Genomic DNA, 24,124 nt, shown 5'->3' with positions numbered 1-24,124 from the left:
GCGAGTCTTCAGCGTATCTCGCCGCCCCGCTCCCCCGGAGTGAAAGTGGAACGGCACGGGACGGCTGACTGAAGCCGTCCGCCCGAGGAGGAAGTGGTCACCATGCACGGCACGGTCACAGTCGTCGACAAGGGCGCAGTCCGCGTCCACAGCTACATGGCCCCCGACGAGAGTCTGAATGTCACCACCCAGTTGATCGAGACCCCCACCCGGGTCATCGCGGTCGACGCCCAATACGCCCTTGGGTACGCGGAAGAGGTGGTCGCGTACGCCCAGGGTCTGGGCAAGCCGATCGACCGGCTGGTCATCACGCACGCCCACCCCGACCATTTCCACGGCGCCGCCCGCTTCGGGGCGCCCGTGCACGCGCTGCCCGCCGTCCGCGACCAGATCGCCGCGCAGGGCGACGGCCAGGACCCGACCGGCACGATCATCCCGGTCACCGACGTCACCCCGACCGTCGAGATCACCCCGGGCACGGAGGTAATCGACGGTGTGCCCTTCGCCTTCGAGGCCGTCTCGGGCGGGGAAGCCGCGGACGAGCTGGTGATCAAGCTGCCCGAGCAGAGGGTGCTGATCGCGCAGGACCTCGTCTACCACGACACCCATCTGTTCCTGGGCAACAACGACATCAAGGGCTGGCAGCAGGCCGTCGAGACCCTGGCCGCCGACACGTCGTACGAAACGATCCTGGCCGGACACGGCCTGCCCGCAGGGCCCGAGGTGTACGCCGACCTGCGCCGCTACCTCGCCGACGCACGTGAACTGCTCGGCGACGACGGCGAGGCGTACAAGAAGGCGATCCTGGAGCGCTACCCCTCCTACCGCGGCCCCTTCCTCATCGACATCGGCAACCAGTACCTCTTCGGCCCGCAGAACGCCTGAACCCGACCGCAAGGAGACGGAGAAATGAGTAGGATCGTCGTCTTCGGAGCCGCCGGGAAGGCTGGCTCCCGCGTCGTCGCCGAGGCCGCCGCACGCGGCCACGAGGTCACCGCCGTCGCCCGCGACATCGCGCGCCTCGGTGAACTCCCCGAGGGGGTGCGTACGACAGCGGGCGACGTCACCGACACCGAGACGGTCGCACCCCTGGCCGAAGAGGCCGACGCGCTGGTGCTGACCGTCGGGGGCCCCGACGCGCGCCTCTACACCAACGCTGTGGCAACGGTCGCCGCGGCCGTCCACGCCCTCGGCCCCAAAGGCCCGCGCATTCTCCACATGGGCGGCGGCGCCAGCCTCCTCGACGAGGACGGCGGGCGCTTCTTCGACGCACCCGGATTCCCGGAGGAGTACAAGCCCTACGCGATCGGCCAGATCCAGGCACTCGACGCCTACCAGGCGCTCGGCGACGACGTCACCTGGACCTACCTCTCCCCGCCCCCGGTGAACTTCGCGCCCGGCGAGCGCACCGGCCGCTACCGCACCAGCCTCGACCGCCCAGTCGTCGGCGACGACGGCCAGTCCCGCATCTCCTACGAGGACTACGCGGTCGCGCTCCTCGACGAGATCGAGAACCCCCGGCACCTCAACCGGCGCTTCACCGTCGGCTACTGACCCGCACAGCAGGCGCCCGCATCCGCAGGCCGAAGTCCCTGGCCGCATCCTCACGCAGCGCACCCCCTTACCGCACGGAGGTGCGAGGCCATCGCCGCCATGTGCGGGCGTCGCCGCCCTGTCCTGCGCACTGCCCACTCCCAAGCGCGAGTGTCGCAAATGGGCACATACGGAGACGCCCCGACTGTTCCTTGAGCCGCGCAGCGTCGCCAAGGCCCGGTCGGGCAGCGCGGCCGGGCTCGCGCCATACGGCGGGGCGGCCGTACCGCAACAGCTCTGCCGCCCGGGCCGCCTGCTGGCAGCGCGCGAGTACGCCGGCAGGCGGCCGGTGTCCCGAAGGCGCAGTCCGATGGGGGGTGGAGTGGCCCGTGGACCCCGCCCTCGCGCGGCCCGTGACGCGAGCTGGAGTGCAACGTCACCCCAGCGGTCTCGCGTAGACGGCTGTGCCGTTCCTGGCCTCGATGTATCGGTGGCGGATGCTGCCACTACTCCGCAGAAGTTGCCGCGGATCGACTCGCGTGTCTGGTCGGTCAGTCGGGGGTCTCGCCCGAGTCGGCGGGCTGGGAGTCGTTGGCCGGCGGGGACTGATCGATGTCGTCGTTGGTCGCGGCCCAGCTGGCCAGCAGGTTCAGGGCGTCCTGCGAGGGTGAGTGGGGCTCGGCGGTGTAGGTGAGGAGGAACTGGCTGGGGCCGTCGGGGAGCGGGAAGGTTTCGAAGGGCAGGTCGAGGTCGCCGACCACCGGGTGGTGGAGGAGCTTCACGCCCGTGGTGTGCATCCGGACGTTGTGGGCCGCCCAGCGGCGACGGAATTCCTCGCTGCGGGTCGACAGCTCCCCGATCAGGTCCGTCAGCCGTCGATCGTAGAGATCGCGGCCGGCCTCGGCGCGCAGCATGGCGACCGCGTCGTTGGCGACTTCATCCCAGTGGCGGAAGAACTCGGTCGCGTGCGGACTGAGAAAGACGAACCGGGCGTTGTTCGGTGGCCGTACCGGATCGGCGTAGACCGGTGAGAACAGGGCGCGCCCGAGGTGGTTGGCGGCCAGGATGTCCCCGCGTCCGCTGAGGATGAACGCGGGTGTGCCGGCCATCGAGTCGAGGACGCGCTGCACCGCGGGCCGCACGCGCTGCTGGGCCGGGCGGCGGCGTGGCGGGCGGGTCGTGCCGGCACCGCGCAGGAGGTCGAGCAGGTGGATGCGTTCGGCCTCGTCGAGCTGAAGTGCTTGGGCGATGCCTTCGATGACGCTCTCGGAGACGCCGGTGGCGTTGCCGCGCTCCAGCCGGGTGTAGTACTCGCTGGAGATGCCCGCGAGCAGGGCGACCTCCTCGCGGCGCAGCCCGGTGACCCGTCGGCGCTCTCCGCCGTACAGGGGCAGTCCGGCCTGCTCAGGGGTGACCTTGGCCCGTCGCGTGCCGAGGAATTCCCGGATCTCCGCGCGGAAACCATCGCGGATGTCGCGGTGTGTGCCGCTGGGGTCGTTTCTGCCTGCCATGCGTTTCACTCTACGAGCGCGTCCGCCGGGTTGGGGGTCCCTGTCAGTGACCCCCTCATCAGGGACTCCCACCCCCGCGTGACAGCGGGTTTTGTTGGTGGTGCACCGCCCGCGGCGGTGTGAACCGTCCAGACAGACGGCGCTCGTGCCGCCGGTCCCAGCTCCCTCTGCGGCGCTGTCGGCGCCGCAGGCATCACCCCCGCACACAGCGGGTGCCGGATCACGGCGCCTGAAAGGAACCCCCCATGAGCAAGGTCATTCTCGTCACCGGTGCCGGACGCGGTCTGGGCACGGACATCGCCCGCGAGGCCCTCGCCGCCGGCCACCGGGTCGTCGCCACCGGCCGCCGCCCCGAAGAGGTCGAGAAGACCCTCGGCGGGCCGCAGGACGATCTGCTGGTCACCAGGCTCGACGTCACCAGCCTCGAAGACGCCGAGGCCGCCGCGCAGGCAGCCGTCGACCGCTTCGGCCGCATCGACGTCCTCATCAACAACGCCGGGAACCTCTTCACCGGCTACTTCGAGGAGATCTCGCCCGCGCAGATGCGCCGGCAGTTCGAGACGAACCTCTTCGGCCCGATGAACGTCACCCGCGCCGTCCTGCCCGTCCTGCGCAAGCAGCGTGCAGGCCACGTCATCACCATCACCTCGACCGCCGGCCTGGTCGGCATGGAGTTCACCTCCGCCTACGCCGCCTCGAAGTTCGCGGAAGAGGGCTGGATGGAGTCCCTGCGCTACGACGTCGAGCCGTACAACATCCACACCACGATCGTGGAGCCCGGCTACTTCCGCACCGAACTCCTCGTGGACGGCTCCACCACCTGGCCCGAGCTGTCCATCGACGACTACGCCCCGCGCACCGCACCCCGGATCGAGGGCATGAAGAGCATGAACGGCCAGCAGCCCGGCGACCCCGCCAAGCTCGCCCGCGCCCTGCTCACCATCGCCCAGCAGGACAAGCCCCTGCTGCGATTCGTCGCCGGTGCGGACGCCATCGAGGCTGCCGAGGCCAAGGCGAAGGAACTCCTTGCCCAGGCCGAGGCATCCCGCGAGCTGGGCGACAGCCTGGCCTACGACACCACGCCCCGCACCCCGGCCGGTGCGCAGGACCGCGCCGGGTGCGTTTCGACAGCACGGAGAAAGTCAACATGCCCCTCAAAGGCGAGTACGAGCCGAGCAAGGCGCAGTTTGTACGGGACCAGGTGGAGCTGTACGAGAGCTCCGGCGGTACGCAGGGAACGACGCTGAGTGTCCTGGTCGCACGGGAAGAGAACGAGAGGCTCCGGGACCTGCCCGTCGTCATCCTGACCACCCTGGGCGCGAAGAGCGGCAAGATCCGCAAGACCCCGGTCATGCGGGTGGAGCACGACGGCTCCTACGCCGTCATCGCCTCCATGGCAGGAGCCCCCAAGCACCCGGTCTGGTACCACAACGCGGTGGCCGACCCCCGGGTCGAACTTCAGGACGGCCCGGTGCGCCAGGACATGCTGGCACGCGAGGTGACCGGGGACGAGAAGGCCCTGTGGTGGGCCCGAGCCGTCGAGGCGTTCCCCGACTACGCCGCGTACCAGGAGAACACCGACCGTGAGATCCCGGTCCTCGTGCTGGAGCCGGCGGCCCACGAGCACTGACCCGGCGCACCCGGTTCAGCCCGCGGATCGCCCCCACCGCCTGGCCCTGGCAACAGCCGGCGTCGGACCTCACCGGACAGCGCCGGCTCGAAGTTCCCGATGGTCGGCCAGTGCCGAAGCCTGACCCACGACGCCACCTACGCCTGGGCACCATGCCCCGGCCGAGGCCGGCAGGCGCCGGTGCACCCACGGCGCTGAGCCGCCACCGGGCAACGGCGCCCGCGCCGACGGCGCGCGGCCCACCCGAGCAACGGCCCACCAGTTGGTGGCGCACCCCCCTGATCATGACCACCGACCGGCCTGACGGCCGTCACGACAAGGAGTACCGGATGCAGCACGTATCACTGGGCGGGCTCGATGTCTCCCGCATCGGCCTGGGAGCCATGACCATGGCCGGCACCTACACCACGGGCGGGGGCCTCGATGACGCCGAGTCGATCCGCACCATCCACCGTGCGCTGGACCTCGGGGTCACCCACATCGACACCGCCGAGATATACGGCCCGTTCCACAGCGAGGAAATCGTCGGCAAGGCCATCAAGGGCCGCCGCGACGACGTCGTCGTGGCGACGAAGTTCGGTCTCGTCTCCCACGCCGGCGACGGCCCCGGCGCCATCGACAGCAGCGCCCACAACGTGAAGACCGCGGTCGAAGGCTCGCTCCTGCGGCTCGGCACCGACCACATCGACCTCTACTACCAGCACCGCGTCGACCCGAACACGCCCATCGAGGAGACCATCGGCGCGCTGGCCGAACTGGTCGCCGAGGGCAAGGTGCGCCACATCGGACTCTCGGAGGCCGGCCCTGAGACGATCCGCCGGGCACACGCCGTGCATCCGGTGGCCGCGCTGCAGACCGAATACTCCCTGTGGACCCGCGACGTCGAGGCCGAGATCCTCCCGCTGCTGCGCGAGCTCGGTATCGGGTTCGTGCCCTATTCCCCGCTCGGGCACGGCCTGCTGACCGGGCAGATCCGCACCGTCGACGACTTCGCCGACGACGACTGGCGCAAGACCAACCCGCGCTTCACCGGCGAGAACTTCCAGCGCAACCTGCGCATCGTCGACGAAGTACAGGCCATCGGCGCCGAGATCGGCGCCACCCCGGCACAGACCGCGCTGGCATGGCTGCTGACCCGCGGCGACGACATCGCCCCCATCCCCGGAACCCGGCGGGTCGCGCGCGTCGAAGAGAACACCGCCGCTGACGGCATCGAACTGAGCGCTGCCCAGCTCGACCGCTTGAACAACCTCACACCGGCCGCGGGTGAACGCCACGACGAGGCCAACATGGCCACCATCGACCGGTGATCTGACGCCCTGGCGACTTGCTGAACCGTCGCACCCCGGTGTCGGTGTCGGGAAGGGCGCGTTCGCGGTGTGGGCTCCGGAGTGTGGCGGGTGAGGAAGGCGGCTGTCTCACGGCGTTGCGGGAGTTCCGTCGCGGGTGTGAACAGCGCGGTGGAGCGGTCGTGTTTGGCCGGACGCCGATCTTGTGGCGACGCATACTGATCTGGCTGTTGGTGAGAGGGCGTCCTGGATGGCCTCCCGGTAGCAGCCAGGGGCTGTTATCGGGTGTGCCGATCTTGGCGGTGCCGCGGCGGGTCGCGACGGGTTTGCGGACCAGGCTGGCCAGCGGTGTGGGGAGGACGACCGGCGGGGCGCCGACCGTGATCGCGACAGTGTCGCCGTCGATGGTGATGTCATCGACGGTGAGTTGGCTGATGGTGGCGATCTCCTGTGCGTAGAGGATCAGCAGCAGTCCGGCGACGCGGTCCGGGGTCGGAAGCGTGTCGTCGTTGAGGAGGGCGTCGGGCGTCGGCCCAGCGATTCTCGCTGTCGATGGTGCTGAGCGGGCCGGTCCAGCGGACGGCCGGTGTCCGGTGCCGAGCCCAAGCCCAAGCCCAGCCAGGTGTGTCGGTCAGCCCCGGGGAAGATCACGGCTCTCTTCGGCCTGGAATCGGAGGAACCGATCCAGGAGATCCGCATCACGGGAACACCTCACGACCGAGCGGCGCCGGCACCTGGCCGATCTCGGGCTCGACTGGCTGACCTCGTTTTGCGCCGAAGTACCCGCTGCTGGGACAAGGCGGTAGGTTGCGCGCAGTGGTGCCTAGTGCTGTAACCGGAAAGGTTCACCGGCTCGCGACGCCCGGCACGGCCCCTCGCCGCGTTGTCGCATCACCCGAGTACATCCAGTACGCGGGTCATGCTCCGCCTTGCGAGGCACCGCACCGGACGCCGCGAGCTTCCGGCAAACCTTTCCGGTCACAGCACCAGCTGTAGGAGGGCCGAACGTTGGTGACGCCGTTCTTGAGGCGTGCTGCGGGCGGCAGGCCGCCCGTTCCGCTGTGCGGGCGGTGATAGTTGTAGTGGATGTTCCAGTTGCTGAGGGCGGCGGCGCGGTCTTCTTCGCTGGTGAACTCGCGGGCGTAGAGGATCTCTTCGGCCATGATCCGTTGGTAGCGTTCCCCCTTCCCGTTGTGGCGGGGCGTGTAGGGCTTGGTCTTCTGGTGCCGGGTTCGGTTGCCGATGATGCGGGCGAAGTCGCGCGAGCGGTAGCAGGCGCCGTTGTCGGTGACGACGCGCTGGAGGTGGTTGATGCCGTGGGCGGCGAACCAGACCTTCGCCCGGGCCAGAAAAGCGGCTGCCGTGGCGCCCTTCTCGTCAGCGAGCGGCTCGGTGTAGGCGAGCCGGGAGCAGCGGTCCACCACCTTGTCCCTGGCCGTCGGCCTCGTACAGCGCGATATACACGATGCACAACAGGACCGCGTCGGCCGCCCCTTCGCACGCCCCCATGATGGCGGCCCCCGGGGCGCCCGCGGATGACCGGGCTTGGTGCTTCCTGTCGCCTCAGTTGGGGGCGGCGGACGGGGCCGTAGTTGTGGCTGCGACGGAGTTGGTGAGGGCATCGAGTCGGGCGGCGAGGTCGGGGTGGGTGGTTGTCAGATGGGGGCGGGCCGCGTTCAGGGGGCTGACGAGGGCCGCGGGATCGGAACCGCGAGCTCGCGGCGTTGACGCGGCTCTATGACTGGGCGAACCGGAGAGGGTACGTCCCGTCAAGCCCGGTGGAGTTGCGGACGATTGCAGGGCGGTACGGAGGGACGACCTCGGTCCCGGCCGGACGGGAGAAGAGTGCACGGACCAGCAATGTGCACTGGCTGACCCCGCGGGCGTTTCGCAGGTGGCTGGACGTCGGAATGCGCGGCCACACGGCTCAGGGCTGGCCCGCTGCGACCTGGGCCGGCCGCTTGGAGGCGCGCAATGTCGCGTACGCCGAGTTGCTGTTCTCCTCAGGCATGCGCCTGGTGGAGGGAGCGTCGCTGTTGACCATGGAAGTACCACGGATCGCGCTGGACGGCGGCCGGTACTACACGGGCCGCTTGGCCCGGGCGGTGACGAAATCCAAGCGACCGCGCACTTTCTACGTAGCCGCACCGGTGGTCGGTGGCATCGAAAGCTACGAGGAGTCCTCGCGGGCAGCAGCCATCCGGCGTGCCCAGGCGAAAGGCCGGTACGAGGAACTGGCCGATCTGCGGCTAGTGACCCATATGACCGGTCAGCGTCGGCGGCTGCTGCACTGGCGTGACCGTGACGGCGCCGCCGGGCATACGGCGCTGAGCGAGGCGACCGTGGCCGAGCGGATGACCCTGTACACCGAAGGGCCGGAGGGGCCGGAGCCGCTGTGGTTGTGGCTGAACGAGCAAGGGCTGCCACTGCGACCAGCCTCGTGGGAGAACGTCTTCCGCGCGGCCACTGACCGGTGCCGTCAGGAGTTGGGTGCGCTGATGGCGGAGCCGCCTTTTTGCACTCCGCACATGTGCCGGCACAGCTTCGCCCTGTTCATGCTCGTGGTCCTCAACCACGTCATGGATGCGCGTATGGGCCTGACCGCGGAGGAGCGAAGGGACTTCCGCCTGCTTTACGGTGATCCGTGGCAGATGGTCCAGGACCTGCTCGGACACGCACAGCGCGAGACCACCCGGGACATCTACCTTGCTCCGGTGGCCGACCTGCGGCTGCGCTCCCTGCTCGAAGATGTGCCGGAACTGAACATGGGCCGGCGGCCGATGGACGAAACGTTCGCGCGGCTGGCGCGGGAGGCCGAAGGCATCCAGGATGTCGACGACCGCCTTGAGGGAGTGGCGTGAGCCGGCGAGGCCGGGCAGCCGCCCGCCCGAGCGGGCCGCACCACCGGCCCGAGATCCTTCTCCAAGGCGGCCTGGTCGTGGAGCATCACAGCGCTCGCGGCACGGTCCGCCGGTTCGACTTCGCGTCTTTGCCCGTCGAGGTGGGCCTCCAGCGGTCGATGGCGGCCGTTTTCGCAGAGCGGTGCCGATCTGGGCAGGGGTGGGACTCTCATGCCGTCGCGGCTACCAACTTCCGTGCCATCCGGGCCTTTGCCCAGTTCGTCGCCCTCCAGGACCAGCCGGTGCAGGACCTGGACGCGCTCACCCCGGGACTATGGAGGGCCTGGCGGCTGAGCCGCCCCCACACACCGGCAGGCCAGCAGCAGCTACGCTGCATGGTCCACCTGCTGCGACATCACCCTTGCGTCCCAGCCGCGGTCCGGGATGTTATGCCTCAGCGGCTCCCGCGGTTGAAGGTACAGGAAACAGCGCTCAGACCAGCAGAGTTCGAGGTGCTGAAGAAAACCGCGCGGCAGCTGTTCCGTGCCGCGCACCTGCGCATCAGTGAGAACGCAGCTCATCTCGATGCCTGGCGAGCCGGAGCCTTCGCCCGGGGCAGCCGCGAAGCGAAGGTCGGCGAGGCACTGGATGTGCTGGCCCGCACCGGCTATGCCCCGGGGTATCGGGCGGCCACTGGGCGCCAGCGGGTGACCTGGCGCTACAAGGAAGCTCTGGGCGGTGAGTCTGCTCCGTACACCTGGCACCGCCTGTTTCTCACCACCAAGGAGGCATCCGCGCTGGGAATGCTGCTGGTGATCGAACACGGCCTGAATGCCACGGCAATCGCCGAGATGCCTGTGCCGAAGGCGACTCCCGATCCGGGCGAGGACGGCTCGCCGGTCTATCGAGTGGAGTTGCACAAGCCCCGCCGCGGCGCAGGGCGGCATGTGGAGACCCGCAATTGGGTCGACACCGACGCCCGCTCCCCGGGACGGCTGATCACCCAGGCGCTGGAAGCCACCTCTTTCGCCCGCGCCTATGTACGCGAACACGCCCCGGACATCGACCGACTGCTGATCTGGCGCAACGCTCTGCCCAGTCATCCACGCTGAGACCTGCAACGCGTGGGACCGTTCAGTATCTGCTTGGCAAAGGGCGCAGTGACACCTGGGCGCAGGAGGCCGGCTTGAAGGGCTCGCTGCTGCGGCGCACGCGCAAGACCGTCAACGTGCTGCACCGACGCGAGTCGGGGCAGAACAGCCAGGACACGCACGATCGCACCTACGTGATCCCCGAGCCGCAGGTGCACCAGGCGGCCGTGCCGGTGATCGCCGACGGTGCACAGGACGCACTCGATCGCGCCCGGCGCACTGTGCTTCAAGCCCAGCTCAGCGAGCACCCCGAGCCAGGTGACCAACCGACCGCCACGGCCGATTGCCACGACTACACCCACAGCCCCTTCAACGGGCACGGGATCAACTGCCAGGCGTCCTTCCTCATGTGCACTGCGTGCCCCAACGCCCGTATCCACCCCGGCCACCACCCCCGGCTGGCCCTCCTCCACCAGGCGCTGGCGACCCTGCGCGACCTACTGGACATGACCGAGTGGGAGACGACCTGGGGAGATGCCCATGCTCGCCTGGACAACCTCAAAGACCGACTCGGCACGGCGCAGTGGCAACGGGCCCTCGCCGCCGCGACACCCGGGGACCGAGAAATGATCATTCTCCTGCTCGACGGAGACCTCAACCCGTGACCCTCACCGTTCCCGCACGCCAGGCGCCCATCCAGCTACCCGAACCTGACACCCCAACGATCGCCGTCGACCTGATTCACGGCGACAACACGGCCCCTGTCGCCGCCTACGCGGAGTCTGTCTGGCCACTGACCGCGTTGATCGACAACCCCAGCACCACTCGGCACAGCGTGGACTGGAACACCTTCCCCTCCGGACAACTGCGCACCGAGCTACGCCTCCTGGCCTGGCTGATGATCAACGGATCGCTTCCACAGAGATTCCTGATCGACCGCTCGGTCTCCTGGCGGCCACGAGTCAGCGCCAGCGTCATCAGCACCACTCTCGGACACTGGCGGCAGCTTTCGGAATGGCTCGCATCGCGGGGCATCGCCACCCTCGCCGACTGCACGGCTGACGTGCTGATCTCCTACAGTCGGCACCTTCACCAGCGCAACCGAAGCCGCAGCACCGTTCACCTGCACCTCAGCGCCACATCCCGGTTGTGGGCCTTCGACCAGACCAGCCCGGCCCCGGCCGGTATCGGCGAGCCCCCTTGGCTCCGCGAAGGCATCGACGACTATCTGCCGTCAGCAACCCCAGGCGGCGAGAACATCACCGCCCCGATCACCCCCGCCGTCATGGGCCCCTTGCTGATCTGGTCCTTGCGCATGGTGGAAGACTTCGCGGAAGACATCCTCGCGGCTGCGGCAGAGCGCCATCGAATGTCCGCCATCGCCGAAACCAACGCAGCCGCCCCAGCGGGACTGGTCATGCTCCGCGCCTTCCTCGACCGGATCGTCACCGAGCAACAGCCGTTGCCCAGCATCTGGAACGGAGAGCACCGCGCGGCCACTACCTACATCGCCGCCCTCACCGGTGCCTCCCGACAGCAGGTCGGTCGCCTGCTTGGCCGTGAAGGATGGGCAGCCTACATCCGCCGTCACCCCGGCCCGTGCCCTCTCGACATCACGATCACCGGCCGCATCGACAACCGCCCCTGGCGCCAGGCCATCGACTTCGGTGAAGCCACAACGCTGCTGCGCCACCTGGCCACCGCCTGCTTCGTCGTCATCGCCTACCTGACCGGAATGCGCCCCGGAGAAGTCCTCGGCCTGCGCAGCGGCTGCTGCCCCGAGCCAGACACCGGACCTCACCTGATCTACGGCAACGTCTACAAGACCGCACTCGACGAGCACGGCAACCACCTCTCCCATGGCACCCCGCGGGAAGCCCCCTGGGTGGCCATCGCCCCGGTCACCCGCGCCATCCGCGTACTGGAACGCATCGTCCCGGACGGCGCCTTGCTGTTCGACTCCACAACCCCCAACGCCACGATTGGCGGCCGCGGCCGCCAAGGCTCGTTGGGCTTGAAGACCATGCGCGGCCGCATCGAGGACTTCGTCGTCTTCGCCTCCCACTCCGCCACAGCTCTGGACCGCCCGGGCGAGATCATCCCGGCCGCCCCGCATGGCGCCGTCGGCACGGCACGCTTCCGTCGCACGCTCGCCTGGCACATCGCCCGTCGCCCTGGCGGCCTGGTTGCCCTCGCCATCCAGTACGGCCACCTGCGCACCGCCATCTCCGGCGGCTACGCCTCCCGCGGCCGTGACGGCATCGACGACCTTCTCGACGTCGAAACAGCCCGCGCCACCGTAGAGACCCTCACCACCCTCCATGAGGATCTGACCACCGGCGCCGGCATCTCGGGCCCCACGGCCCGCCGGGCGGTCCACGCCGCCACACGCGACGCCACCTTCACCGGCCAGATCGTCACCGCGAAACAGGCTCGCGACCTGCTGGCCAACCACCACCTCACCGTCTACGACAACCCCAACACCCTGCTGATGTGTGTCCACAAAGCCGACACCGCGCTCTGCCACCACACGGGCCACCAGCCCTCCCCCCGCCTCGATCACTGCATGCCCGCCTGCGCCAACATCGCCCGGACCGACAACCACGCCCGCCAGCTCCGCGAAGCCGCCCACCAGCTCGAACAGCGCGCCAGTCACCTCCCGACCCCACTGGCCGAGAGGCTTCGCCTCAACGCCACCAAGCTCCACGCGCACGCCAAACGACACCACGACCAGCGCATCACCACCCCGGAGACGACTCCATGACCCCAGCCCTCGACGAGCGCGCACGCATCCGCGCCGCCATGGACCGTATCCTCGCCGGCACTCCCCAGCACTCCAACGGCGCGCTCAGGATCGTCGCCCTGGCCCAAGAGGCCCAGGTGCCACGCAACGCACTCACCCAGCGCCATCCCGACCTCAAGAACGACTTCTACGCCAAGGTCAAGGAACGAGGTCAGCCCACAGACTCGGAACGACGGCTGCGCAAGAAGATCACTAAGCTGAAAGAACTTCGCGCAGCCGACAAAGAGCAGCTCGCGCAACTGGCAACGGACGTCGAGAACCTCGTCCGGGTCGTCAATCAGCTCACCCTGGAAAACCGACAACTACGCCAACAGTTGGCCACGCCAGGCCTCATCGTTCGACTGCTGCCTGCCCAGCCCCAGCCTCCGGGACGGTGATCACACGCCGCCCCGCGGCGGAGGTGCCAGCCTTCGCCGTGTCGATCCCCACCCGCCATAGGCCCGCGACATCCCTCCGACGGCGCGCTAACCATCGTTGCACCCGGGCCGGGGAGGGACGCCGGCCAGCGAACGGCCTCTACGCCAGCAGGTTCGCCAGCTCAAAGAGCTCGGAGCAGCCGACGCGAAGGAGAGCCCTCTGCTCAAAGCTGATGTCGGGACACCTGTGCACGTGCTGCCGACGCAGACGACGCCATGAACTCCACCGTGGCGGAACCGCCGCGAACCGGTCCGGCGGCTGTCACTTCCCGGCCGCGCCGGGTTCCCCGCTAATGGCTTCCTGGTAGGCATCCGCGTAGGTGGGAGAGTCCTTGATCAGGTCGTCGCAGAACGCGGCGACGTCGGTGCCGATGAGTTCCAAGACTCCCTTTCCTTCGGCGACGCCCTCCTCGAAGAAGTCGACGATTCCAGGGAGGAGGAGTCCGTCGGACAGGCTGACCGGTCCGACCTTGAACAGGTACTTCTGCATCTCCTTGTAGACGATCTGGTAGTCCGGTGGGAGTGCCTTGACCCGGGCCACGTGCGCCCGCCACTGTTTCTTGCCTTCGATGATGTCCTGGATGCTCACGTCAGCCTCCCAGCCGGCTCAGTTTCCGTGCGACGTTCCTGTTCAACTGCTCGCGCCACCGGTCGCGATGCGTCCGGGCCCCAGCCCCGCCGGCCAGCGCTGTGCAGAAGCCCTGGATGTCGTCGCCGAGCACCTCGTGGATGCTCTGCCCGTCCGCTGCCGACACTTCGAGCAGCCCAAGGGCGGAGTCGAGGATCGGTGTCAGGTTGCGGCCGGTGAAGTCCCCGTAGGGGAAGAGGTGGGCGACGATCTGGTCCCACGCCTCCCGGTAGTCGTCCGGCAGGGCCTCGACCCGGGCTCCGAACGCCTTCCAATCTCTGGTGAGATCGCTGCCTGTGACCTTCTCCCAGAAGTTCATCTCCCGCCCTCCTTGAGCCTGTCGATGCGTGATGAGAGGTACTGCCATTTCGCCCAGAACTTTGCGAGTTCCTCGCGCCCGGCGTCGTTGAGCGCGTAGAACTTGCGCGGCGGACCGACCCCGGATGGTCGTTTCGTCACTTGGACGAGCCCGTTCCTCTCCAGCCGCAGCAAGATCGTGTACACCGTCCCCTCGATGACGTCGGCGAAGCCGAGCTCATTCAGCTGGCGAGTGATGGCGTACCCGTAGGTTTCCTCGCCGCCAATGATTTCGAGCACGCATCCTTCGAGCGTGCCCTTCAACATCTCCGTCAGGTCGTCCATCGCGGGTGCTCCTCAGCCCTTCCAGTACTACGTGGTACCGAGTACCGCTATACGGTATCACCGAGTAGTGGAACGGTAACGTCTCCGGTGGACGCAACCCCGGGCCGACTCGTTCGGCGAGCAACCGGGTTCTGTCGAACACTGCAGCCCGGTCATCGATTGAGCTGACGGGTGGGCTCTTGCAGGTCAACATGCTGAACTTGACAGAGAATCCGCCGGATGGGGAACAAACGAGGCCCTGGACGTCACCCTCGTGCAGCCCGACCTGGTCGTGGAGGTCGACGTCGACGTCGCCCGCGACGGCGCCGGGCGATGGCGCCACCCCGCGCGCTGGCACCGCACCCGGCCAGACCTCTCCCCCGACGATGTCCCGCACATCGCATCGCCGTAGGTCGCCGCGCGCCTCGGCCCGGGTGGCTCCGAGCATGGGGCGGGCGCCGTCCCCGTCGACCAGGGCCGACCGTGGGGCGCTTGCTGGAGGCCAGGGACTCCCCCGCTCATGCCGACGGTGCGCCAGGCCAGTACCAGGCCGGACGCACCGTCGTCTCACCCTTCGCTTCGGGCGGCCTGTCCGGCTGCCCGAATGGGGGCTTGGTCAGTGACGGTTGTCGCCGTTGTGGTGACGGTCGTGGCCCCAGGAGTCCTCGTCGATGAGACGGCCGCGGTCGTTGCGCAGGGAGGCGGTGTCGGAGCGGTTGTCCCACACGTAGTTGCGGCGGTCCTGGTAGAGGTCGGTGCGGGTGTCACGGCCTTCTCCGGTGTGGATGCGGACCGTGGCGCGGCCGGCCAGGCGGTAGTCCTCGAAGGTGTAGGTGTGGCCGTCCTCGTCCTCGAAGGTCCAGCCGTCGAGGTTGACCGCGTGGCGGGTGGTGTTGGTGAGTTCCACCCACTCCCTGTTCAGTGAGCGGTTGGAGCGGTCGTCACGGCCCGGGGAGTCGTACTGGACGGTCAACGGCACACGCCAGGACTGCCTGCAGATAGGCCGCCTCGATCTCGCCGTGATCGCTGCCGGTTCCCTCGGTGCCCGTGTAATGCCCGTACTCATCGCGGTCGGCGGGGTTGTACTTGGTGACGCAGTAGACGTAGGGGAGCTGCACGTACCCCATCTTCCCGCACACCCTGACATCGCCCTGAGGGATTCCTTCCGCCCACGACGTCATCCGAAGCTCCTTCGCGGTGGGCAGAACCGTCACTGACCACTGGACTCCGGGAGGTCAACCGAAGTTGTTCGGAGGACGCAGACACCTGGGCAGGCAGCGGCAGGCAGAAGCAGTACCTCCGGCGGCACTTTGGGCACGTGGACCTCACGGCCATCGCACGGTCCAGCGCCTCTTCCTGCGCGAGCGTCGGCCATCCGCTTCGGCCGAACAAGCTCCACGCTGTAGAGCCGGGCCCAGGTGGGATGGATGCACGATGGGTCGGGCCGGTAGGCGCGCGCCTTACAGCGCATCAGCGCGACCGGGCTGTGCCCGCCCGGGGCGCAGCCCGCAGCGGGTGAGCCAGGTGGTCTGGTTCCGGCTAGTCGGATGCTGGTTGTTGTCTGAGTCGATCTGGTTCGTTCAAGCGGCTTCGAATCGGCAACCGTCTCAGCCACCACTCGGCGCCCTCGAAGACTCTGGCAAAGGGATCTTGACCGTTTGCAACACGATCTCGACTGCCGACCTCCTAGGCGTCGTACAAGTCGTCCCACGGCGCGCTGAACCCGAGGCGGGTCGGGTGGAACTCGGCCCAGTCGTCCTGCTCCCTCAGGCGCCTGTGACGGGCCGCGGCTCCATGGCCCAGGGGTCTCAGGGAAGGAACGTCACGGCGGGGAAGGCCGGGGACGGCCCGTCGAGCAGGTGTCCGCGGCGGTCGCGTAGGTGTTCGTCGAAGAACGCGAGCGGGTATGCCTGCTGGATCTTCACCGCCTGGTCGGGATCGAGGCTGCCGATCACGTCCTGGAGCTTCTGCCTGCTCCATCCGGACAGTTTGGCCACCTGGGGAAAAAGCGCCTCATCGTCACCGTACGAGATGTGGACGGCGCCTTGAGCCTGGATGTTCAGCCGCCAGCCCCGCAGATGCGACCAGAACACGGCGGCCTCGGGATCCGTGGCCCGGGTGTACTCGGCGGACATCATCATGAACGGCCGGTCCAGGTCACCGGCGAGCGGCGGGTTCATCTGCATCGGACCGTCGAGGCTCAGACCGGCCCGGATGCGGTCGTCCGCCAGCATGGCGCAGGCGGTGGCTGTCCCGCCCTTCGACCAGCCGAACGCACCCATGCGCCGTGGGTCGAGGGAGCCGAGCAGCCCGGCCGGCAGCTCCCGCTGGTCGACGTCCGGATTGCACCCGGCGGCGAGTTGCTCGACGCAGTCGAGGACGAAGCGCAGGTCGGCGGCGAAGTCCCCGGGCATCGTCGGTGCTTTCTGGTCGTAGAGCGGGACGGCGACCCGGCCGTCGGGGAACTCGGTGTACGTGTCGTACTGGTGAGCCACCGTCACAGCCACGTATCCGTGGCTGGCGAGCTCTTGGACCATGACCGTGTGGTCGCTCTGGTGGCTGTGCGCGCCGTGCGAGAACACGACGACGGGCAGCCGTCGGCCCGACCGCCGCACTGGAGCGCCCACGTGGCCGGCAGTGAGCGGCGCCAGGGGGACCAGGTCGCTGAACCCGACGTCGGTGAGGAACGACTGAAGGGCGCCGGCCGGCATCCAGGGCGCCACCGGGTAGTGCTCGACGTACCGGGCGGGGTACCAGACGTTGGCCATCAGCTCCCGGAAGTGTCCGGGGCCCGCGATGTCGTCCGGGCGTGACCGGTCGACGAGGTGCAGTGGGACCGTGCCTACTAGGTGTGGCCCGGTGGGCACGGGCAGCGCGAGCCGCTCCGGGGCGGGGGCGGGTCTGTCCGGGTCCGCCCATGCGGGGCTTGCGATGGCGGCGAGCGGCACGGCGGACCCGGCGGCCAGCGCGGCTCCCAGCATGCGGCGGCGTGTCATGCTCATTTGGTCGATGAACGGCGAGACGGTCATGGGACCTCCGTGTCACAGGTCGTCAATCGTGCCGCCACGGCCGGTCCGTGGGCACATCGGAACGCTGTCACGTGCCTCTCCCGTACGGCATCGGCTCACGGGTTTACATCCTGGGGCTGATGCGGCCCACGTTCGCCTTCGACGAGTTCGGGCCGCTGGGAATCCGCCCCACCGCCGGCTCTTGCTGGCAGAAGCACGGCAGTCCTGACAGGCTGCCTGCCACCTACCGCCGCACACACGGCATCACCTACTTCCACGGCCTCTACCCACCTGTGCCCCTTCGTCTGTATACGCCCGCAACTGCCCGGCTGACTGAAATAGGCCGCGTCCGCCCCTACGATCTGCCGCCCTACACCCAGTACTTCGCCGCGCGGACGGTCGGCGCTGAGCCGATCGACCGGCGCAGCAGCTCGGCTTCGGCTCGATTCGACCGGTATGGCCTACCGCAGGACGTGCCGGTCCGGCACGCTGGCCACCATGACGTCCCACAACGTGACCGGCCCGTTGGTCTCCGCACCCAACGGATGGCGCATCGCCATCGGCGACCCGGAGAGCCGCGACATCACCGTCGTCCCCGTGATCGGGTGGCTGCCCCTGGGGGAGGGCAGAGGGGAGCCTTCGATCGAGGGCTCGGCTCTCGAGCCCGTCGTGCTGTTCGACAACGTCAAGGAGCCGATCATCACCACCGTGGTCAACACCCTCGCCGGATGGTCCAAGGGCACGTACGTGCACCAGGTCCTCGCCCCCGGCGTCGAAGTGCGGGAGGTCCCGGAGGGCTGGGCTGTGGTGGATCCCTACCAGGGGTGAACATGAGGACCGCCGCCCGCCGACAGGCACTGTTAGGGCTGTGGGACCGGCCGTGAGCATCCGGCGCTGTCCGGACGGAAAGGGGCGCCGTGCAAGACGACTTGCTGGTCGTGGGCTTCGATCTGGAGGCCCGTCGGGAGGTGCACGTCGCGGAGCGGCCACTGGAGCATTGGAAGCGGATCGGGTACCGCGGCACGGGCCAACTGGTGTGCTTCTACTGCTTCCACGGGTTCGAGGCCCCGGCGGGCACTCAGGTGCCGCTGGTGACGCGGGGGCGGCTGGGCGGAAAGGTCCGCCGACACTTCGCGCACCCGCCCGGGCAGGCCCCGATCGGCGGGCATAGCCCGGAGACCGTCTGGCACATCACGACCAAGCACACCCTGGCGGCCTGGGCGCGGTCCCGGCCAGGGGTCGACCGGGTGCGACTGGAGCAGTGGACGGAGGACCGCGACCGGCGGGCCGACGTTGAGGTGCTGCTCGTGGACGGCACGAAGGTAGCGCTGGAGGCACAGCGCAAGCTCATGACGGATGACGGGTGGCGGGCCCGTCACCGGGACTACGCGCGTCAGGGCGTGGTCGACGTTTGGTTCTGGCGGCCGCGCGTGCACTTCCCGCACATCGTGCTCGACGAAGGCCTGCCAGTGTGGTTCTACTCCGTCTCCAAGCGGGAGGCTGCGACATCGCTGGGGCGGGAGCACGCGCGCGTGCACCAATGGTGGCAGGCGCCGGACCTGTCGGTGTTCGGGCTGCATCACCCGCCGTGCGCGTTGGACGAGCTGGAGCGGGTGACGATGCCGCTCGGCGCTCTGGACCTGGGCCCGGGCGGCGCGGTACTGCCGGAGAACCTGCAGAAGCGGTTACGCGAGTCGCAACAGGAGGCGCGGGACGACGCGAAGCGGCGGTTGGACAGCGAAGCCCGGTACGCCCGGGCCGTCCGCGAGTCCCGCGAGCGGACGGCCCGGGCTCCGAATCCCGCCCCGCTGCCGCCGGTGCCGGCGGGCGGGTTGCGGTGCGAGGTGTGCCACCGTCCGCTGGACCCGCTGCTGGCGAAGAACCGGCGCCACATCCTGTGCTGAGGAATCTAGTTGCCCCTGTTAGACCTAACGGGCCTGATAAGGAGTGGCGTGCGATGCTCGCCCTGTACTTCTGTGGTGTCAGCGCCGTCCTTGTATTGACCCAACAGGTCTTACCGGCCCGCAGACGGCCCTCTGCGGACAGGCGGCACCGTGCCGTCATCCAGCGGCTTCAACGCCACGGCGTGCCGGGATCCGTCAGGGCTCCGTGGAGTCGGGCTCGAACGCGGTGACCGGTATGGTCAGGGAGCCGCCGTGCGCCATGAGGACGGCGACGAGCCTGGGGTATGAGAGGTCTTCCGGCTGGGCCGGGAGGCCATCGAGCGGACCGCAGGTTACCGGCCGGGTGGACGAAGACGTTCACAGATCCGCGGCTCTGCGCGGCCATCGTCGACCGGCTGACCTTCAACGGCGCCATCATCCGGACAGGCACCGAGTCCTATCGCCTCGCCCACACTAAAGCCCAGGTCGAACGGGCTGGCGCGAGCTGACGCAGCGTTCAGAACACGTTGATCTCAGCTGGTGCCCGCTCCGCGCGGGTCAGGGCACGTAGCAGTGCCGCTTGGCCGTGGCGCCGGACGGCAAGCCCGGTCAGCAGCGCAACCACGGGATCGAGGGCAGCGCCGGGAAGTTCCGGCGTGCTGAGGCCCACGCTGACCGCCAGGTCGTCCATATGCACAGCGAGCTCGACAATCCGGGTCACGAGGAAATCGTCCAGGCTCAGTGCCCACCCGGTTTGCGGCATGAACACCACCCAGTCGCCATGCACCTCCTCAAGGCCGGTTCGCTGCCTGTCGAGCGTGGCATGGACGCGCTCGACCAGACGCCGCAACCCTTCGGAGGAGATGTTTTCGCCCTTCGCTCGGATTCCAGAGCTGATCTCGCCGTCGAGCGGCGCGTCGATCCACACCGCCCGCGCATAGTGCTCCAGCACGGGGACGGGTTCCTGCTCAGAGGCGGGTCCCTCCAGCGCCGGATCCACGCTGAAAATCTGATACGCGAGGTGGCCGGCCAGACCGCTGACAGTCCACTGGGCGTGGTAGCTGGCCGAACCGTCCAACGGGCGCCGGGCGTACCGCTGGTCCCGTATGCCGAGGTCATCTGGCGCGCAGGGTTGCTTGTCGGCGCGTCGGCGAGCAGCAGTGTCGATGAGCGCAAGCATGTGAGCGGGGAGTGTCTGCTCCTGAGGGCGGTGTGGCTTGCGCATGGTGGCCTCCCAAGCAGCGCGTCGTTTCCAACGGTCATGCTGGCGTATGGGGCAGGGACGTCGCCTGGGACCACGCTGCGCTGGTCGCCGTGCAGTTCGGCGGGAGCGCGGTGCCGCCGTTCGGTGGTGCATGGCCCTGGACCGTCGTGGTGAGTGAGGAGTTCGCCGGCGTGTTGCGCCGTGAAGGTCGCCAGCGGGTCTGAGTTTCCATCCGTGGGCGCCTCCACGAGATTCGATCTCGCCGGCGTACTGGGGGCCTCGCCCCGCTCGTGCGCCGTGCATCGCCACGGTCCCCGCCGGCCGCCCCGGCAGGGCGACCCTGATACCCACCAGCTGAAGTCGGGCTCCGACAGGGGCGGCCCGCACCAGGGCGCACGGCCACGGACCGCCCCTGCCCTGCCGTCCTGTCAGAGCAGGGCACTTTGACACTGGACGCTGGCCTGCGACTGCGCTGCCCGGCACGACGGCGGGATTTTCGGCGACGAAACCAGGACGCTTCCGGGCGCGTCAGCGGGTGATCCCACTGCTCGGCTTGTCGGGGCCATGACTTAACCTGCACTCATTGGTCACATGCACTCCACCGGTCGCACCCATTTGCCTGCGGCCGCCGGGTGCGGTGGCCCCAGACCGATTTTCGCTACCGGGGGGTTCGAAATCACCGTGCACAGACGCACTCTCACGGCCGCTACGACGCTGGCGATCGTCTTGAGTTCAGTGGTGCTCAGCACCACAGCGGCATCCGCCGACACCAGCAGGCCCATCGCTGTCTCGGACGCCGACGACACCGTCGTCGACGGCCTGCACCAGAGGCTGTACTTCAGCGACCGGTACCAGAATCGGATCGTCGTCACCGACTACACCGGTAAGGTCACTGCCACCCTCAGCGGCCTGCCGCAGGTCAGGGACCTGGAGCTGAGCCCGGACTCCAAGACGCTGTACGCCGCGGTCCAAGGGGCCGACGAGATCGTCGCCTTTGATACGGCGACCCTCACCCCAAGCGCCGAATACGCGACCGGTGAGAAGACCATTCCCTCCAGGCTCGCCTACGCCGGAGGCAAGTTGTGGTTCGGCTACGGCGACCAGTGGGATTCCGGACTCGGCGTCGTGGACCTGACGGCCCAGAGCCCGACGGTGACGCTCGACCTGGCTGGCGGGCACGACTTCGCCACTCCGCCCGAGCTGTACGCCGACCCCGACAACCCGGGCACCCTGCTGGCCCTCGACTCGGGCATCAGCTCCGGCCCGATCATCGTCTACGACATCTCGACCGGTACCCCGGCCATCCGCGTCTCCGCGGACAAGGGCGGCTTCTACAAGGACGCGGCCCTCACCCCGGACGGCCAGAACGTCGTCGTGGCGGGCCCCGGCAACCGGGCGCTCACCGAGTACCGGCTCTCCGACCTGAAGCAGGTGCGCACCTACCCGGTCGCCTCCGAACCGGAGACGGTCAGCATCGCCGAGGACGGCACGGTCGCAGCCACCGTCCTCGACACCGACAACCTCGGCGACACCTACGTCTTCAGCGCCGACCCCACCCGTCCGCCCGGCATCCGCAACCTGTCGTCCAGCTGGATGCCCTGGTTCGGGCACTCGATGAACTGGTCGCACGACGGCACCCAGCTGTTCGTACTGACCGAATCCGACGACGCCACCCGGTTCCACGCCGTCGACGCCCCCCGCAAGTACGTCACAACGCTCACCGTCGACGCCCCCGCCACCGCCACCCGGGCCAGGCCCCTTACCGTCAAGGGCGCTCTCGCCTCCGGCCTGGCGCTGCCCGCCGGGACCCCACTGACCGTCACCCGAACCGACCTGGAGTCACCGAACGGAAAGCCGCTCGGCACCAAGTCCCTCGGATCGGGCGGCAAGTTCTCCTTCACGGACACCCCGCCGGCCGGCGGCGCCGTCACATACACGGTGACCTACGCGGGCGACGCGTCCCACACCGCGGTCACCGCCTCCGACAAGACCACCGTCTCGCGCGCCACTCCGAGCCTGACCCTGAACAACAACGGCAAGCTCTACGCCTACGGTGCCGACGTCGCCTTCGCCGCGCACCTGGGTACCACGTACTCGAACCGTTCCGTGGAGATCTGGGCCGACCCGTTCGGTGCCGACAAGCCGAAGAAGCTCGTCAAGACCGGCAGGGTCAACTCCCACGGCAACCTGTGGGTCACCCTCGACATGAGCCGTGACACCACTCTGACCGCGGTGTTCAAGGGCGACGCCCGCTACGCCCCGAAGTCGGTCAAGGCCACGGCCTACGCCAGGGTGAAGGTCTCGACGACCCTCTCCGGGCACTACAGGACCGGCAGGATCGGCAACACGACGTACCAGTACTTCCACAAGAACACCGACGTCATCGCCACCACGTCGATGAGCTACTACAAGGGCCGCAAGCAGCGGGTCCAGCTCCAGGTGTACTCGGACGGCAGGTGGTACGACACCGCCACCGAGTACTTCGCCCTCAAAACCAACGGCAAGTCGATCGTCAACCTCGGCCATGCCGGCCAGTCCGGCATCCGCGCCCGCGTCCGCTCCTCCTACATCAACAGCAGTTCGGGGGACACGGTGAACTCCACCACGCACGGCGCCTGGAAGTACTTCTACTTCTCCAGGTAGGCGCTGCCCGCGAGGCCGTGCGCGGCCGCGCACGGCCTCGCCGACTCGCGGCGTGACGCGCTCGACAAGGTGAACCGACTGGTCGACGAGGACTGGAACAACAGGTTCAGCAGGCAGAAGCCGAGATCGCCGCCGGCCCGCCGCCGACAGCAGCGTCGGCACGTCGGGTGCGCGGCCCGGCCGGGCCCGCAGAATGACACCTGCCGCCGCGGCATCGACACCGGTTGCCGGGCGGTAGGTGAACTGCACAGTTCCCCGGAGGACGCCTCGGCCCGCAGCCGAGCACGTCAGGGCAAAGGCCGCTCACCGCCGTGTGGGAGCAGCCTGCTCCCGCCGCCCGGCCCTGGGGGCAGTGGCCGGCCTGCGGGCGTCAGGTGGTGGTGGGCCAGGTCCGCAGCAGAGCGGCGATCTTCCCCGCGGTGCAGGCGGGGTCAAGGAGCATGTCCTTCAGGGCGATGGCGTCCTCACGGCCGGGCTTGACGGAGATCCCGGCGGCTTCGAGGTACATGACGCCGGACGCGGCGGCAACAGCCATGTTGGAGCGCTCCAGCCAGCGGCACCGGCCCAGCGTGTGCACCAGGGCGGCGGCTTTGGCGTAGGGGCCGCCGTAGACGGGCTGCTCGAACAGCTCGGCCCGGTGGCGGGCAACCGCCGAGACGGGAACGCCGTAGTCGTCGGGGGCCGGATCGTCCGCCCCGGCGGCCTCGGCGACTTGCAGGATCCAGGGAACGTCGATGTGCAGATCCATCAGGCCGCGCGTGCTCCCCTGGGCGGTTGCTGGGCTTCTTCGGCCTCGTCGAAGACCGCCTGGTGTTCGGCCAGGAAGCGGGCGGCCGCGTCCACCGCTCGGGCGCGCAGGCCGCTGGCATCGTCCTGTACCAGCCTGGCGAGGTAGTCCCCGATGCTCAGTCCTAGGTCGGCGGCGCGTTTCTTCGCGAGTTCCGCCACGTCCTCATCCACGCGCGCGCCCAGCTGTGTCTTCGCCATACCGTCATGGTAACAGCCGTTACCATGCGGCGGTGGC

General features: G+C 68.8%; 23 protein-coding genes and 4 pseudogenes. 16 read left to right on the top strand and 11 right to left on the bottom strand.

Annotated elements, in window-relative coordinates:
• The first annotated feature begins 102 nt into the window (after positions 1-102).
• Together ACGFNV_RS35655 and ACGFNV_RS35650 are read left to right on the top strand one after the other, a co-directional pair.
• Positions 103-885, top strand: a complete 783-nt coding sequence (locus ACGFNV_RS35655) for an MBL fold metallo-hydrolase (protein WP_393628335.1) — start codon at positions 103-105, stop codon at positions 883-885.
• A 24-nt stretch (positions 886-909) separates the two neighbouring features.
• A complete protein-coding gene (locus ACGFNV_RS35650) occupies positions 910-1,554 on the top strand; it encodes an NAD(P)-dependent oxidoreductase (RefSeq protein ID WP_393628333.1) in 645 nt (214 codons plus the stop codon).
• Positions 1,555-2,084: 530 nt separating this feature from the next.
• Here the strand turns inward: ACGFNV_RS35650 and ACGFNV_RS35645 are convergent.
• Positions 2,085-3,044, bottom strand: a complete 960-nt coding sequence (locus ACGFNV_RS35645) for a helix-turn-helix domain-containing protein (RefSeq protein ID WP_393628332.1) — start codon at positions 3,042-3,044, stop codon at positions 2,085-2,087.
• A 245-nt stretch (positions 3,045-3,289) separates the two neighbouring features.
• On the opposite strand from ACGFNV_RS35645, the pseudogene ACGFNV_RS35640 reads away from it, so the two are divergent.
• The 3 genes and pseudogenes from ACGFNV_RS35640 to ACGFNV_RS35630 all read left to right on the top strand — a co-directional run.
• Positions 3,290-4,120, top strand: a pseudogene (locus ACGFNV_RS35640) (SDR family oxidoreductase); the annotation flags it as partial.
• A 71-nt stretch (positions 4,121-4,191) separates the two neighbouring features.
• Entirely contained in the window at positions 4,192-4,674 is a 483-nt protein-coding gene (locus tag ACGFNV_RS35635) for a nitroreductase family deazaflavin-dependent oxidoreductase (RefSeq protein WP_393628330.1), read from the top strand.
• A 329-nt stretch (positions 4,675-5,003) separates the two neighbouring features.
• On the top strand, positions 5,004-5,984 hold the full coding sequence (locus ACGFNV_RS35630) for an aldo/keto reductase (RefSeq protein ID WP_393628328.1): 981 nt from the start codon (positions 5,004-5,006) through the stop codon (positions 5,982-5,984).
• An 896-nt stretch (positions 5,985-6,880) separates the two neighbouring features.
• On the opposite strand, the pseudogene ACGFNV_RS35625 reads toward ACGFNV_RS35630, so the two are convergent.
• A pseudogene (locus tag ACGFNV_RS35625) lies at positions 6,881-7,384 on the bottom strand (integrase core domain-containing protein); the annotation flags it as partial.
• Positions 7,385-7,825: 441 nt separating this feature from the next.
• Here ACGFNV_RS35625 and ACGFNV_RS35620 point away from each other — a divergent pair.
• The 5 genes from ACGFNV_RS35620 (at position 7,826) to ACGFNV_RS35600 (ending at position 13,074) form a co-directional block, all read left to right on the top strand.
• A complete protein-coding gene (locus ACGFNV_RS35620) occupies positions 7,826-8,824 on the top strand; it encodes an integrase (RefSeq protein WP_393628327.1) in 999 nt (332 codons plus the stop codon).
• 449 nt (positions 8,825-9,273) lie between these two features.
• Positions 9,274-9,915, top strand: a complete 642-nt coding sequence (locus ACGFNV_RS35615) for a hypothetical protein (protein WP_393628325.1) — start codon at positions 9,274-9,276, stop codon at positions 9,913-9,915.
• A 74-nt stretch (positions 9,916-9,989) separates the two neighbouring features.
• Entirely contained in the window at positions 9,990-10,559 is a 570-nt protein-coding gene (locus tag ACGFNV_RS35610; protein WP_393628324.1) for a hypothetical protein, read from the top strand.
• The gene (locus ACGFNV_RS35605) at positions 10,556-12,658 is read left to right on the top strand and encodes an integrase (RefSeq protein ID WP_393628322.1); all 2,103 of its coding nucleotides are present in this window, start codon (positions 10,556-10,558) and stop codon (positions 12,656-12,658) included. Before ACGFNV_RS35610 ends, ACGFNV_RS35605 begins: the two co-directional genes overlap by 4 nt.
• Positions 12,655-13,074, top strand: a complete 420-nt coding sequence (locus ACGFNV_RS35600; protein ID WP_393628321.1) for a hypothetical protein — start codon at positions 12,655-12,657, stop codon at positions 13,072-13,074. The genes ACGFNV_RS35605 and ACGFNV_RS35600 overlap by 4 nt, the downstream gene beginning before the upstream one ends.
• Before the next feature lie 301 nt (positions 13,075-13,375).
• Here ACGFNV_RS35600 and ACGFNV_RS35595 read toward each other — a convergent pair whose 3' ends face one another.
• Genes ACGFNV_RS35595 through ACGFNV_RS35585 form a run of 3 tightly spaced genes read right to left on the bottom strand, consistent with a single transcriptional unit; the run spans position 13,376 to position 14,383 of the window.
• Positions 13,376-13,702 (bottom strand): DUF1048 domain-containing protein, encoded by a 327-nt coding sequence (locus ACGFNV_RS35595; protein ID WP_219188471.1) that lies wholly within the window; start codon positions 13,700-13,702, stop codon positions 13,376-13,378.
• A gap of 1 nt (position 13,703) precedes the next feature.
• On the bottom strand, positions 13,704-14,060 hold the full coding sequence (locus ACGFNV_RS35590; protein WP_392658283.1) for a DUF1048 domain-containing protein: 357 nt from the start codon (positions 14,058-14,060) through the stop codon (positions 13,704-13,706).
• Entirely contained in the window at positions 14,057-14,383 is a 327-nt protein-coding gene (locus ACGFNV_RS35585; protein ID WP_393628319.1) for a PadR family transcriptional regulator, read from the bottom strand. The genes ACGFNV_RS35590 and ACGFNV_RS35585 overlap by 4 nt, the downstream gene beginning before the upstream one ends.
• Before the next feature lie 253 nt (positions 14,384-14,636).
• On the opposite strand from ACGFNV_RS35585, the gene ACGFNV_RS35580 reads away from it, so the two are divergent.
• On the top strand, positions 14,637-14,774 hold the full coding sequence (locus tag ACGFNV_RS35580; RefSeq protein WP_393628317.1) for an ATP-dependent DNA ligase: 138 nt from the start codon (positions 14,637-14,639) through the stop codon (positions 14,772-14,774).
• Positions 14,775-14,978: 204 nt separating this feature from the next.
• Here the strand turns inward: ACGFNV_RS35580 and ACGFNV_RS35575 are convergent, their stop codons facing one another.
• The 3 genes from ACGFNV_RS35575 to ACGFNV_RS35565 form a co-directional block, all read right to left on the bottom strand.
• Positions 14,979-15,341: a lamin tail domain-containing protein gene (locus ACGFNV_RS35575; protein ID WP_393628315.1), complete on the bottom strand. Its 363-nt coding sequence runs from the start codon at positions 15,339-15,341 to the stop codon at positions 14,979-14,981.
• On the bottom strand, positions 15,304-15,489 hold the full coding sequence (locus ACGFNV_RS35570; RefSeq protein ID WP_393628313.1) for a hypothetical protein: 186 nt from the start codon (positions 15,487-15,489) through the stop codon (positions 15,304-15,306). The genes ACGFNV_RS35575 and ACGFNV_RS35570 overlap by 38 nt, the downstream gene beginning before the upstream one ends.
• Positions 15,490-16,170: 681 nt before the next feature.
• Complete coding sequence (locus ACGFNV_RS35565) at positions 16,171-17,391, bottom strand: alpha/beta hydrolase family protein (RefSeq protein ID WP_393628311.1); 1,221 nt, start codon at positions 17,389-17,391, stop codon at positions 16,171-16,173.
• Positions 17,392-17,519: 128 nt separating this feature from the next.
• Here ACGFNV_RS35565 and ACGFNV_RS35560 point away from each other — a divergent pair.
• The 4 genes and pseudogenes from ACGFNV_RS35560 to ACGFNV_RS35545 form a co-directional block, all read left to right on the top strand.
• Positions 17,520-17,657, top strand: a pseudogene (locus tag ACGFNV_RS35560) (IS630 family transposase); the annotation flags it as partial.
• Between the two features lie 211 nt (positions 17,658-17,868).
• Positions 17,869-18,198, top strand: coding sequence for a hypothetical protein (locus ACGFNV_RS35555; RefSeq protein WP_393628586.1), 330 nt, complete (start codon positions 17,869-17,871; stop codon positions 18,196-18,198).
• 89 nt (positions 18,199-18,287) lie between these two features.
• A complete protein-coding gene (locus ACGFNV_RS35550; protein ID WP_393628309.1) occupies positions 18,288-19,274 on the top strand; it encodes a competence protein CoiA family protein in 987 nt (328 codons plus the stop codon).
• A 341-nt stretch (positions 19,275-19,615) separates the two neighbouring features.
• A pseudogene (locus ACGFNV_RS35545) lies at positions 19,616-19,762 on the top strand (ATP-binding protein); the annotation flags it as partial.
• A gap of 8 nt (positions 19,763-19,770) precedes the next feature.
• Here ACGFNV_RS35545 and ACGFNV_RS35540 read toward each other — a convergent pair.
• On the bottom strand, positions 19,771-20,433 hold the full coding sequence (locus tag ACGFNV_RS35540) for a maleylpyruvate isomerase N-terminal domain-containing protein (protein ID WP_393628307.1): 663 nt from the start codon (positions 20,431-20,433) through the stop codon (positions 19,771-19,773).
• 762 nt (positions 20,434-21,195) lie between these two features.
• On the opposite strand from ACGFNV_RS35540, the gene ACGFNV_RS35535 reads away from it, so the two are divergent.
• Positions 21,196-23,100: a YncE family protein gene (locus ACGFNV_RS35535; RefSeq protein WP_393628305.1), complete on the top strand. Its 1,905-nt coding sequence runs from the start codon at positions 21,196-21,198 to the stop codon at positions 23,098-23,100.
• Positions 23,101-23,470: 370 nt separating this feature from the next.
• On the opposite strand, the gene ACGFNV_RS35530 is transcribed toward ACGFNV_RS35535, so the two are convergent.
• Together ACGFNV_RS35530 and ACGFNV_RS35525 are read right to left on the bottom strand one after the other, a co-directional pair.
• Positions 23,471-23,848, bottom strand: a complete 378-nt coding sequence (locus tag ACGFNV_RS35530) for a fic family toxin-antitoxin system, toxin component (RefSeq protein WP_393628303.1) — start codon at positions 23,846-23,848, stop codon at positions 23,471-23,473.
• A complete protein-coding gene (locus ACGFNV_RS35525; RefSeq protein ID WP_393628301.1) occupies positions 23,848-24,087 on the bottom strand; it encodes a hypothetical protein in 240 nt (79 codons plus the stop codon). The genes ACGFNV_RS35530 and ACGFNV_RS35525 overlap by 1 nt, the downstream gene beginning before the upstream one ends.
• Positions 24,088-24,124: the final 37 nt, after the last annotated feature.

The sequence above is a fragment of the Streptomyces sp. NPDC048751 genome, assembly GCF_043198595.1.
GTDB lineage: Bacteria > Actinomycetota > Actinomycetes > Streptomycetales > Streptomycetaceae > Streptomyces.
The sequence above is the reverse complement of the archived record's forward strand: the minus strand, read 5'-3'. Positions and strand labels throughout refer to the sequence as shown.

Bases quoted from the DNA above. Each gene is read 5' to 3' on its own strand.
- ACGFNV_RS35655 (WP_393628335.1), top strand. From the start codon at position 103: ATGCACGGCACGGTCACAGTCGTCGACAAGGGCGCAGTCCGCGTCCAC.
- ACGFNV_RS35650 (WP_393628333.1), top strand. From the start codon at position 910: ATGAGTAGGATCGTCGTCTTCGGAGCCGCCGGGAAGGCTGGCTCCCGC.
- ACGFNV_RS35645 (WP_393628332.1), bottom strand. From the start codon at position 3,044: ATGGCAGGCAGAAACGACCCCAGCGGCACACACCGCGACATCCGCGAT.
- ACGFNV_RS35635 (WP_393628330.1), top strand. From the start codon at position 4,192: ATGCCCCTCAAAGGCGAGTACGAGCCGAGCAAGGCGCAGTTTGTACGG.
- ACGFNV_RS35630 (WP_393628328.1), top strand. From the start codon at position 5,004: ATGCAGCACGTATCACTGGGCGGGCTCGATGTCTCCCGCATCGGCCTG.
- ACGFNV_RS35600 (WP_393628321.1), top strand. From the start codon at position 12,655: ATGACCCCAGCCCTCGACGAGCGCGCACGCATCCGCGCCGCCATGGAC.
- ACGFNV_RS35590 (WP_392658283.1), bottom strand. From the start codon at position 14,060: ATGAACTTCTGGGAGAAGGTCACAGGCAGCGATCTCACCAGAGATTGG.
- ACGFNV_RS35585 (WP_393628319.1), bottom strand. From the start codon at position 14,383: ATGGACGACCTGACGGAGATGTTGAAGGGCACGCTCGAAGGATGCGTG.
- ACGFNV_RS35570 (WP_393628313.1), bottom strand. From the start codon at position 15,489: ATGGGGTACGTGCAGCTCCCCTACGTCTACTGCGTCACCAAGTACAAC.
- ACGFNV_RS35565 (WP_393628311.1), bottom strand. From the start codon at position 17,391: ATGACCGTCTCGCCGTTCATCGACCAAATGAGCATGACACGCCGCCGC.
- ACGFNV_RS35555 (WP_393628586.1), top strand. From the start codon at position 17,869: ATGACGTCCCACAACGTGACCGGCCCGTTGGTCTCCGCACCCAACGGA.
- ACGFNV_RS35540 (WP_393628307.1), bottom strand. From the start codon at position 20,433: ATGCTTGCGCTCATCGACACTGCTGCTCGCCGACGCGCCGACAAGCAA.
- ACGFNV_RS35530 (WP_393628303.1), bottom strand. From the start codon at position 23,848: ATGGATCTGCACATCGACGTTCCCTGGATCCTGCAAGTCGCCGAGGCC.
- ACGFNV_RS35525 (WP_393628301.1), bottom strand. From the start codon at position 24,087: ATGGCGAAGACACAGCTGGGCGCGCGCGTGGATGAGGACGTGGCGGAA.